Here is an 11,257-nt window from a genome sequence, read left to right as displayed (position 1 = left end):
TACCTGCTGCGATTCCATTCAGAAAGCCCGTTCAACGAACGCTCTTCTAAAACGGCAGCTCTCACATCGCAGCTGCACAGCTTTTATGCTCGGGCGGGCTTCTTCATTCTTGCCGCATATTCGGCCGCGAGGAAGCCGAGTCCCCCGATTAATGACACCACAGCGGCAAAATAATACATGCTGGAGCCGCCGTAGTTGTCGTTCAGCCAACCACCTACGGTAGCGCCCGTCATTCCGGCCAGACCGAGAAAGACCATCGCGAGCAGCGATTGGCCGGTGGCGCCCAGCTGTCTGGGCAGCACGCGGACCGTATAATGTACTGCGGATATCCAGAAAATCGCAAAGGTTACGGAAGCACCCGCCTGCAGCAGCAGGATCTGCCACGGCTCTGAAGCCCAGGCGTAGAACAGCCAGCGGATGGAATAGAGAATGCCGACAATTCCAATAAGCACAAATTCATGAATACGCTTCAGATACCGGCTGAGCAGCAGGAAGGCAGGGAGCTCCACGATGGCGGAGAGCGCGAATCCCCAGCCAACCTGCGTATCCGATGCGCCATTTTCTTTCATGTACAACCCAAACATGGCATCGTTCATGCGATGGGGAATTGTAATGACAAAGACCAGAAGCAGGAATAAGAGAAACGACTTGTTTCCGAAGATTCCCTGGATCGAACGCAGCGTCATACGTTCTCCCTCGGCGGGCTCGTCCTTCAGACGAAACAGCAGCAGAATGGGGATAATCCAGACTCCCCAGAAAAGGTAGCCCAGCTGCTGAATTCCACCCATAGCCTCCAATATATAGCCCCCTGCCACCGCGATCGCCGTGAAGCCCAGCGAACCGAACAGACGAATCGAGCCGTATGTCGCTCCCCGCCGTTCGACCGCCTGTATCGTGATGCTGTCCAGCAGCGGGAAGGAGGGCTGGAAGAACACATACATCAGTATAATGAACAGGAACGTCATGGCATAGGCCTCGGAGACGAACAGGCCGATGCTGAAGAGAATTGTCAGAATCCAGAGCAGGAAGACTACCTTCTTAACGGTCTGCATCCGGTCGCTGACATAACCCCAAATCGGTTGAAAGAAAATAGCGATCAGCGGCCCCGCCATCAGCATCGCCCCGATCTGGGAAGAGGAGTAGCCCTTCTCCGCAAAATAAAGTGGCAGGAACGGCGTTGCCACGCCGCTTGCCGCATACAGCCAAAATTGCAGTCCCCGAAGTGTCCCGAGCTGTTTGTCCACGATCATTCTCCCTGCCTTAAAAATAGCGTGATGTGTAAGCCATCCTTCATGACGATTTGCTTCCCTGAAAACATAAAGCAGCCTTTCCTTGACTACAGCGCCGGCTGTATACATTCACCCGCTTGCAGCGAGTCTTCGCCACTTTGCGGACGCTCCAGCACGGATAGACCTGACTACCTCTGTGGCCGTACACACCCACCCGCTCGTAAGTAAGTTCCAAGCGGGTTTTACCCGCTTGGACCGCGTCACCGCCAATTTTCAGACGCTCCAGCAAGGAATAACCTTACTGGAGCAGTGGCGAGTTACTTTATTCATTAAACAAAGTGCGGCTTAATCTCGATCCTGTCTTATATTCAAGCAAAATCAACCTGGTTTCATTTTATTCAAGCTCGTACAGTTATCACTTTGGTCTGAATCATTTTAACTAAATTCAGCGCAAATTAATACCCTCTGAACCAATAAATTATGGATTAGACGAAACCTTATCCGATCTGAATTTGAATAACCGGCTGCACCGGATTTCGGGCATTGTTTCAAAGCCCCTCTGCTTGAAATAACAGGTAGAGCGCGCAGCTATAAAAGAAGGCCAGTCCGCGACAGGACTGACCTTAACATGAAACTAACGGATGACTCTTGGCATCGTAAAAGTTTCAACTCTTTGCATCATAAATTTTAACCGTTTCAGCCCAGATGCCGAATTTGTATATTTGAAATATCGCGCGATTGATATTGCTCCTCAAAAACCTTCGCAGCCGCATGGTCCAGCACAATATCAACATCCGGATGCAGCTGCACCAATGTGGCCGGAAGCTCCGTTGTGATGGGCCCAAGGAGCGACCTCGCGACAATATCCGCTTTGCCCTCGCCGACAGCGACAAGACAAAGCTTGCGCGAGCGCATGACCGTGCCCCAGCCGAATGTTACGGCATGCGTTGGTACGGCTTCGAGTGAACCAAACAGCGGCGCGTACAGCTCCCGGTTCACTGGAGCGATCGGTGTCACGAAGCTATGCGAAGGAAGGGAAGGAGCCGGCTCAATAAAGCAGATATGACCATTGATGCCAAGTCCGATCAATTGGTAGTCAATGCCGCCGGAGGATTGGATAAACCGTTCCATCCTCTCACACTCCTCATCGGGGTCCTCTGCCGTTCCGTCCGGAATGAAGCGCTTCTTGGCAGCATGCGTGATCGAGTCAAAAAAATGCCGGTTCATATATGTGCTGTAGCTCTCGGGATGATTCCGGGCAATGCCGATCTGCTCGTCAGGATTCACAAATACGCATGGCCGAAAATCCAGGCTGCCCGCATTTTCTCTGCGGACCAGCTCCTGATATATCCCCGTTGTAAGCGGGGTGTTTCCCGTGGTTAAGCCAATGACGGCAGCCGGCTTGGCTGCGAGAAGCTCCTGAAACCGATCCGCTACAAAAGATCCGATCCTGGATGTTTGCATCCTATAGATGTTCATGCCTGCTTCTCCGCCTTTCTGACCTCCGCCCAGAAGTGGTCCAGCTCCTTCTGGGCGATTTCGCGCACAAAGCCAAGGGGCTCGCCCATCAGATCAGGCGCCCATTTGCGGCCCAGATTGGCATGCACGACTTCGTCTGCCCAGTCGTAATCCTGAAACTGCGTCATCAGCGGATGCTTGGCCTCATCGCGGCACCATTCATATTCCTTTTTCTTCCCAAGGCTGATCATGGCCCCCTCCTCAATCCCGATGCTGAGCCAGGCGTACTTGGCGGCAGGGATTTTCTCGGCATTGATGTCATAGTCGGAGGTATACTGCGGGCGGGTCATCCATTCGTAGCCGTCCTCCTCCAGCGCAGCCTGGCCGAACATCGCATGTCGGGCCTCGTCCCAAATATGACGGGCAAGATCATAATAGAAGCTCCACGGCATACTGCTTTGGGTGTAGAGCACGCCGGCAATCAGATCGCAAGCCGTCATCTCCTCCTGCCTGACGCGCATTTTGATGACCAGCTCGTTCAGAACGGGATCGGCAGGAGGATTCTCGACGCCAGTGCGGACCAGGGTAGTCGGTCCCATCCGGCGCGGGTCCCGTCTGGACTTGCCCGGGATCGCATACGGGGTACCCGAGCGCCAGCGTCTGGGCACATCTGCAGAGCGGGGCAGATCGCCTGCTACTCCGCCTGCTGCCAGGAGCATGGTGCGCAGGACGCCGCAAAATTCGCGCTCCTCCCCTTCCTGCTCCGCTTGGGCGCGCAGATCTGCCAGAAGAGCAGCGGCCCATTCCAGCTGGGCTTCCAGATCGGCAGCCGCCTGACGCAAAAGCCGGATCGTAGGCTGATCTACGATCTGCTGCGTATTGTCCAGATGGAAGCGGAATGCCTCAAGCATCGCCGGCTTGATCACCTCATAAACCGTGCTTGCCCACTCCAGATCGGTCCTGGCCTGGACGAGCTCCTCTATCAGCAGCGTCAGCCGCGGATCAGGCTCCTTGCTCAGCACGGCGGAGGATGTCCGCAGCTCGGGAATGCGCCGGCGGAGCAGATCCGCCGCCTCGGCATCCTCGTATAAATGCTTGCACATGCCCATGCGCAAGTTCCAGTCCTCGCGGCCCGGCAGCTGTCCCGCGGCGGCCCGCAGCAGCCCTTCATGCAGATAGCGGTATCGCTGAAGCACAGCTGCATTTCGTTCCACACTGTAAGCGCCCACATGATATGGATTGGCAATTCCGGCAAACTTGATCACATCCCAGTTCCCCTTCCGTGATACGGATATCATTGATGAATCTAATGATGCCAAAGTCGGCCCCGCACTGTCGATAGAACGAAACGAACATATCATGGACAAATTTGACCATCCCTCATTTATTTAAGGCTATGTTAAACTTTGTTGTTGATATTTGATATATACGAACTAATGTTCTATAATTAGGGTAATATCACTGTTCGGAGATGAATTACCCATGGATTTAAAGGAACTGAAAAGACTTGCTGATACATTGGACGATAATGGTAAGCGAGAGCTTATCTACTTTTTGCAGTCCCGAACCAAGGGTTTGGCGGTTCCAGTTCGAGCGATTGATGAAATTCAAGAGCAGAAGCATAAAGAGGGACTCGTTTGCCTCCGAAAAGGGCAAACGGAATATTGCCGATCGTAAGCCACGTAAACGCGGCGGAAAAGCCAAATATCGTGGTATTAGTACTGACCAAGTATGCGTACTCGTTGCCCGTGACCGTCAGAAAATTGGATGAAGCGATTGGTGGTCATATATCTGACTCAAACGTGCTTTGCACTGATTCGTGAAGAGCATTCAGTTCCTATGCGAATTCAAAGGGCTTGGCTCATTACCGATTTAAGTCCGACGGAAAGCAACGTGTAAAGGGCGTGTACCATGTCCAAAACGTAAACAGTCACCACAGCCGCTTAAAAAAGTGGATGGATCGCTGTTGCAACTAAATATTTGCAACATTATTTGGCTTGATTTCGTTACTTAGACAGCAAGGAATATGAGAATACAGCATCGAATAAGAAAAATATGTTGTTGAAATCATGCCTGTTTTCTGTTCATGAACTGTGACAAGATGTTAATCGTTTGGAAGGAATTAGTAATTCTTGATAGAATAAATATGAAGATGATCAGATAATAAATTGGTACACATAAGGAGATAAAACTATGGAAAAAAACAAATTACTAAGAATGGACAATGTTGGCATCGTTGTAGAATCCCTTGATGACTCAATCTCTTTCTTCGAGGAGATTGGCTTGAAGCTCGAAGGGCGAGCTACTGTCGAAGGTGAATGGGCTGGTCGCGTAACCGGGCTGGGTTCACAGTGTGTAGAGATTGCTATGATGGTTACCCCAGATGGCCACAGCCGACTTGAACTATCGCGATTTCTCACCCCACCTACTATATCAGATCACCGAACTGCTCCTGTAAATGCCCTCGGTTATCTACGCGTCATGTTCACCGTTGAAAACATTGACGAAATGGTATCCAGACTCACTAAGTATGGTGCTCAGCTCGTTGGCGAAGTGGTTCAGTACGAGGACTCGTATCGGCTCTGCTACATTCGTGGAAATGAAGGACTTCTAATCGGTTTGGCGGAACAACTAGGTAATAAATAAGTGACGTTTAAAAGAAGACTTAACTGAAATATACATTACTAGAGTAAAATAGAAACAGAAAAGCAGTGTGAAAGTATCTCGAAGAAGTCGGGTGCATCATATAAACACCGCATTCACGCTCCGGGTCTGGGCGACCCTCGGTCCCGGAAACAAGGAACGAGGAAGTAATTGCCGGGATACATCCGCACCGACTAACCGCATCGCGGCCTGCAGCAAGCTGCTTAACTCGGTGGGACTTCGTGATGCCTGAGCTTTAACGGAAATCAATGCAAAACCAAATTAAAGGGACTCAACTAACGGGTACGATAGCTCAATAAGCCGCCTCTTCAACGAGGCGGTTTTCTTATCGTAAAGATCAACATCAGGATTTAACATAGCCATTTTAAAAAAAAGCACCGTCGTTCATGGCGCTCTTCCTTATTTACCATCGTATATGTTTAATCAGCTTAATCATGATTTCCCTATCGTCAGGATACGCAGGCCACTGCCGGATCTCACTGATGATCCGTTCCAGATTCGTATATCCTTTGGCCAATCCGTTCAAGCGGGACGCAAGCGTCGAGTTGGCCAGATCCGTCCCTGAAGGATAGAGCGTGCCCAGCTTTTCCATGGCATCCGGGTACCTTTTCAAATAATATTTCTGATGTCTGTCCTCAGCAAGGTGAAATCCGGAATATGGGGCAATCCTGGTATCCGGTTCGCCTTTTCCCTGCCCCTCGCGCTTCTCGAGGACCTGCCGGATCGTTTGTCTCTCATGATCATCATTAAAGAATAAGAGCGACATGTACTGGCGGCCTTTATAATCGTTAATATTCAACGGATTATGGTTGTTCCAGAACGTATCCAGGATTTCTTCGAACGGGAGAATCGCAGGATCATAATCAATTTGCAGCGTTTCGGTATGATCTCCCATCTGGCGGTACGTAGGATACTCCGAAGTGCCCCCGGCATAGCCAACGCGCGTCCTGACGACGCCGGGCAGATGGCCGAATAAGGCTTCCGGACCCCAGAAGCATCCCATTGCAAGCGTTGCAGTCCGGATATCCTCATTCGAAGCAGCTGCAGCCAATTTCCTCCCCTGCACATCCCGATGACCCATTTGATCCATTCCGCTGCCTCCCTTACCCTACGGATTTTAACTGCCCACCTTGTCGCGTTTCCAAAGTATTGGCTTCGCAGCTGTCCAATATGCGGCATCGCTCTTATTTTCCAAGGGTACCTGATATAATAGAGAAAATAGTTGCCTACCAGACTATACTCTTTATCAGGAGATTAATCGAACATGAAACCAACTGGTACCATAGATGACCTGCAATGGGAGCAGCTCATTCAGAACACCGCCAAATATTTTGATGATATCACGATCAAACGCGGTTTCCAATATTTCAAACAGCAGCGCGTCCTTGATTTTAAAATGCCCGACGCCGTCCATATTCAAGCCGTAGTTGAGGGAACCGAGGATTATTACGTCAAAATCAACCTGGACAGCTTGTCGGAAAGCCGCTGCGATTGTCCGGTCAACGGCAGCTGCAAGCATATGGTAGCCGTGCTTCTTCAATATGCCGACCTGCAGGATAGACCGATCCCTGCACTCGCGAATGCGAGATCGTTGACAGCGTCGGCGCAAACAGGGAAAGCTTCTGCCGCTACAGCCGGCCGCAAACCGAATCCGCCCGATGACAGAAAAGCCCAGGCCAAAGCCAAGTTAATGGAGCAGGCAAGCCGTATTGACAGCATGTCCGTTCCGGAGTGGCATGAGCTGTTTGAGCTGTGTACCGCGGAGCTGTCAGACAATACCTATACCAGTCAATATGTGAAGGACGCATTGGCTTCTATCCGTAAAATAAAGCCCCCGCTTCCCCCGTTTGTAGAGCAGCTGTTCGGATTGCATGCCCACTTGTTCGTGCTTGGCAAGCTGATCAAGCAGTCGCAGAGCCAGTGGTCCGCCTACTATATGGGATTTCACACTCATGTTGCCGCTGATGATGTGCAGGAAGTGATTGTGCGCATCCTGTCAGGCGAGCTTGCCGGCACGGCCGGGCAGGAGCCGCAGAGTGGAATGGCAGGGACGCTGGCCTATCTGCGCAGGCAGATGCTGACGGAATCCCCGAAGCTCCATTACTATTCCAGACTCTACGATCTGCTGTGGAGGAACTGGCTCCACCCGGCCGGGGGCGATACGAAAATGTATGCAGAGGAATTAGATGCCCTCCAGGCTGCCGCTCCCGAGCTGGGTGCTGCCCTCTCCAAGCTTCCCTGGATGCTGGCTCGATGCCGGATGCATTTCCTGATGACCCAGGATCAGGAGGCTTGGGATCTGCTGCGTGAGGCAGCCACCGGCTTCGATGTCCGTCCCGATGATTTGTATCCTTTCCTGAGCGATCTGGCCGAAGCGGAGCAGTGGCAGCGCCTGGTGGATTGGCTTGCCGAAATCAGCCCGCTGCTGACCGGCTATCGCAGGGATGGCCTGACGCAGTATGCGGTCTACTGGGAGACGGCTCTTGAGCAGCTGCCCGATTCGGAGTCGCTGATGTGGCAGACGCTTGCCGGCATGCTTCCGTATTCGCGGGATATCTATGAAGAAGCTCTGCTTGCGCATGCCAAATGGCGGGAGTGGATGGATTATCACCTCAGCGCCGGCAGGGAGCCGCTGGATTTTCGCGTCAGCGTGTTTCAGCCCATTGAGAAGCATGCCCCGGAGATGCTCCTGCCCTTCTACCATCAGGCTGTGGAGCGATATATTATCCAGAAGAACAGAGACAGCTACAAGGCAGCGGTGAAGCTGCTCAAGAGACTGTTCAAGCTGTACAAAAAAACGAAGCAGGAATCGCGCTGGGAACTGTTTCTCACCGCACTCACCGACCGCCACAGCCGTCTTCGGGCGCTGCAGGAGGAGCTTCGGAAAGGAAAACTGATTCCATGAGCATCTATATGGACACCATCACCATCCAGATCAGCTTGAGCGCGTATGGAGATGCGGTTATTTACGGATCAAGCGGCAATCATGATTTTATATCCGGTTTATCCCTGAAACAGCGCTTGTTCGCCTGGCATGAGGCTTCCTTCTATGGAACGGAGCTGTCCGTCCAGACCGTTCAGGGGATCGAGCTTGTGCTCCTTCCCTCCGAGTTTGTCATTCCCTTCTTTGCCGAACGCGAGCTGCTCGCGCATATCGAGTGGGTATGGGAGGGCGATGCGGCGCAGCTGATTGAGCTTGCCCCGATGCTTGCCGCCTGCATCGAGGAGAAGAAATATATACCGGGCTTATCCGCCTTCCAGGCTGGCAAGCTCAATTGGACCTGGGATCGGGAAGCATTGGATGAGGAGACGCAGTCGGCACTTGGGCAGATCAGCGCCGATAACGGCTTCAGGGACGGACTGCGCGCATCGTTCTCATCCGCGGTATTTAACCGTTATTATGGAACCGAAACGACTGCGGCCGATTTGCGCAGGGAATTCCCGCTTCTGTTCGCCAAAGACCGCGCGGCCGGCTCCGGTCTGGACGAACGGGCGTGGCTGATTGCCATCGGATGGAAGGCGGATACCGCGCCATTCCGGCCTTTATTGCAGCTGCTTGAGCCGGAGGATGACATGGACGACGCCTCATGGAGTCTCAAGCTTGTCCTGCAGGACAAGGAGGATCCGTCGATACTCGCGCAAGTGCGGCTGACCCGGGATGGCGAAGCGCTCGGATCCTGGCCGGCTGCCTGGTCGGCTCATGTCTCTGACCGCTCGGCCGGCTGGCTGGCGCGTCTAAGCGTTATCCTGCCTGCGGATCGGCTATCCGGCAGCAGCGATGACCTGTTGAACAGCCCGCTTGCCGATGAAGCGGCCTGGCAGTTCCTGACGGCGGAGAGCCAGCAGCTGCTCGACGCCGGATGGCAGGTGCTGCTTCCCGCCTGGTGGGAAGCGGCCAGGCGGAATAAGCCCCGGCTCCGCGCCAAGGTCCGCTCCGGCGCAGGCAGTGCAGGCGGCTCCTTGTTCGGTCTTGACTCGCTTGTCGATTTTGACTGGCGCATCGCGATCGGCGACGCCGACCTCACCGAGGCGGAGTTCGCCGAGCTCGTCGCCCGCAATGAACGGCTGGTCCGCTTCCGCGGACAATGGGTCCCGCTGGATCCGGCTCTGCTGGCCCAAATCCGCAAGCTCATGGCGGGTGTGGACGGCAAGCAGGGCTTATCCTTCCAGGATGTCATGCAGCTGCATTTATTGGGAAGCGGCGGCGGGGAGCAGGACGGCGAAGCGGAGGATCAGCCGGGGCATGCGGAGCGGGTTCAGCTTGAGGTTGAGCTTAATGAGCATCTCATTAAGCTGATCAGTCAGATCAGCCGGCAGTCGCAGTGGCCGACGCTCGCCGTGCCTGCGGGCTTACGTGCGGAGCTGCGGCCTTACCAGCATGAGGGCTACGCCTGGCTTGCTTTTCTGCGGCGCTTCGGGCTTGGCGCCTGTCTGGCGGACGACATGGGCCTGGGTAAAACCGTGCAGTTCATCGCTTATCTGCTGCATCTCAAGGAAACGACGGCCGATCCTGCCGACCACAGGCCGTCTCTGCTCATTTGCCCCACCTCGGTAATCGGCAACTGGCAGAAAGAATTAAGCCGCTTTGCTCCGTCTCTGCAGGTCGTGCTCCATTATGGGGGCAGGCGGCTTGGCGGCGATGAGTTTCATGAAGAAGTCAGAGCGGCGGATATCGTATTGACCTCCTACGCCACGTCAACGCTGGATCAGGAGCTGCTGCAATCCTTCACCTGGTCGACGATCTGTCTGGATGAGGCCCAGAATATCAAGAACGCCCAGACCAAGCAGTCCTCGGCCGTCCGGAGCTTCCCGGCCCGTCACCGCATTGCGCTCACCGGGACGCCGATCGAGAACCGGCTGTCGGAGCTCTGGTCTATTTATGACTTTATCAACCCGGGCTATCTGGGCAGTCCGCGGAGCTTTAACGACCGGTTCGGCAATCCCATCGAGAAGGAGCGGGATGAGCAGCGCACCGTGGAGCTGCAGAAGCTGGTCAAGCCCTTCATGCTCCGCCGGAAGAAGAAGGACCCGGCCATCCAGCTGGATCTGCCGGATAAGAACGAGATGAAGACTTACATCCACCTGACCACCGAACAGGGGGCGCTGTATGACCAAACCGTGAACCAGCTGATGGAACGCATGCAGGAGCTGGAGGGAATTGAACGCAAAGGCGCCATTCTCGCCGCACTGACGCAGCTCAAGCAGCTCTGCGATCATCCGATGCTGCTGACGAAGGAGACGCTACCGGAGCTGTCTGCCGCCAAAGCCGGACAATTGGACACGGAGACCTTGATCAGCCGTTCTTCCAAGCTGGAGCGTCTGCTCGCCATGGTGAGGGAGGTTCGGGAGGAGGGCGAGCGCTGCCTGATTTTCTCCCAATATGTCGGCATGGGGCAGCTGATGCAGATGGTGCTGATGCAGGAGCTTCAGGAGCCGGTGCTCTATTTGAACGGAATCACGTCCAAAACCGCCCGCGACCGCATGATTGACCAGTTGCAGTCCCGGACACTGCCGGTTGAAGAACAGCCCAATGTGTTTATTCTATCGATCAAGGCGGGCGGGGTCGGCCTTAATCTGACGGCGGCGAATCATGTCTTTCATTTTGACCGCTGGTGGAACCCCGCCGTTGAGAATCAGGCTACGGACCGCGCCTACCGGATGGGCCAGACCAGGGATGTCCAGGTGCACAAGTTCATCTCTTTGGGAACGCTGGAGGAGCGCATCGACGAAATGCTGGAGAACAAGCAGCAGCTTAGCGATAATGTGATCACTACCTCCGAAGGCTGGATCACTGAGCTTTCGACCGATGCGCTGAAGGATTTGTTCACGCTGCGGCGGGACTGGATGGGCGGATAAGGCGGAAGAAGCCGGTTAAGAGAAAGCAAAGCCATGCCTGGAATCAGGCT

General features: G+C 54.0%; 8 protein-coding genes and 1 pseudogene. 5 read left to right on the top strand and 4 right to left on the bottom strand.

Features of this window, described 5'->3' with window-relative positions; genetic code table 11:
- Positions 1–83: 83 nt before the first annotated feature.
- The 3 genes from AC0YNV_RS29145 to AC0YNV_RS29135 all read right to left on the bottom strand — a co-directional run bounded on the left by AC0YNV_RS29145 (position 84) and on the right by AC0YNV_RS29135 (position 3,952).
- Positions 84–1,244: an MFS transporter gene (locus AC0YNV_RS29145; protein ID WP_475771153.1), complete on the bottom strand. Its 1,161-nt coding sequence runs from the start codon at positions 1,242–1,244 to the stop codon at positions 84–86.
- 681 nt (positions 1,245–1,925) lie between these two features.
- The gene (locus AC0YNV_RS29140; RefSeq protein ID WP_475771152.1) at positions 1,926–2,708 is read right to left on the bottom strand and encodes a glucosamine-6-phosphate deaminase; all 783 of its coding nucleotides are present in this window, start codon (positions 2,706–2,708) and stop codon (positions 1,926–1,928) included.
- The gene (locus tag AC0YNV_RS29135) at positions 2,705–3,952 is read right to left on the bottom strand and encodes a hypothetical protein (protein WP_475771151.1); all 1,248 of its coding nucleotides are present in this window, start codon (positions 3,950–3,952) and stop codon (positions 2,705–2,707) included. The genes AC0YNV_RS29140 and AC0YNV_RS29135 overlap by 4 nt, the downstream gene beginning before the upstream one ends.
- Positions 3,953–4,169: 217 nt before the next feature.
- Between AC0YNV_RS29135 and AC0YNV_RS29130 the strand changes: the two genes are divergently transcribed.
- The 3 genes and pseudogenes from AC0YNV_RS29130 (at position 4,170) to AC0YNV_RS29120 (ending at position 5,333) form a co-directional block, all read left to right on the top strand.
- Positions 4,170–4,364: a hypothetical protein gene (locus AC0YNV_RS29130; RefSeq protein WP_475771280.1), complete on the top strand. Its 195-nt coding sequence runs from the start codon at positions 4,170–4,172 to the stop codon at positions 4,362–4,364.
- Positions 4,330–4,784, top strand: a pseudogene (locus tag AC0YNV_RS29125) (IS1595 family transposase); the annotation flags it as partial. The gene AC0YNV_RS29130 and the pseudogene AC0YNV_RS29125, both read left to right, overlap by 35 nt.
- 96 nt (positions 4,785–4,880) lie before the next feature.
- The gene (locus tag AC0YNV_RS29120) at positions 4,881–5,333 is read left to right on the top strand and encodes a VOC family protein (RefSeq protein WP_475771150.1); all 453 of its coding nucleotides are present in this window, start codon (positions 4,881–4,883) and stop codon (positions 5,331–5,333) included.
- 421 nt (positions 5,334–5,754) lie between these two features.
- Here the strand turns inward: AC0YNV_RS29120 and AC0YNV_RS29115 are convergent, their stop codons facing one another.
- The gene (locus tag AC0YNV_RS29115) at positions 5,755–6,441 is read right to left on the bottom strand and encodes a peptide-methionine (S)-S-oxide reductase MsrA (RefSeq protein ID WP_475771149.1); all 687 of its coding nucleotides are present in this window, start codon (positions 6,439–6,441) and stop codon (positions 5,755–5,757) included.
- A 174-nt stretch (positions 6,442–6,615) separates the two neighbouring features.
- Here AC0YNV_RS29115 and AC0YNV_RS29110 point away from each other — a divergent pair, with 174 nt between their 5' ends.
- On the top strand, positions 6,616–8,256 hold the full coding sequence (locus AC0YNV_RS29110) for an SWIM zinc finger family protein (protein WP_475771148.1): 1,641 nt from the start codon (positions 6,616–6,618) through the stop codon (positions 8,254–8,256).
- Positions 8,253–11,207 carry a DEAD/DEAH box helicase gene (locus tag AC0YNV_RS29105; RefSeq protein ID WP_475771147.1) on the top strand — a complete coding sequence of 985 codons (2,955 nt, stop codon included), beginning with the start codon at positions 8,253–8,255 and terminating at the stop codon, positions 11,205–11,207. Before AC0YNV_RS29110 ends, AC0YNV_RS29105 begins: the two co-directional genes overlap by 4 nt.
- The last annotated feature ends 50 nt before the right edge of the window (positions 11,208–11,257 follow it).

The organism is Paenibacillus sp. JT31N11 (assembly GCF_056269285.1).
This window is presented reverse-complemented; position numbering and strand designations above follow the sequence as displayed.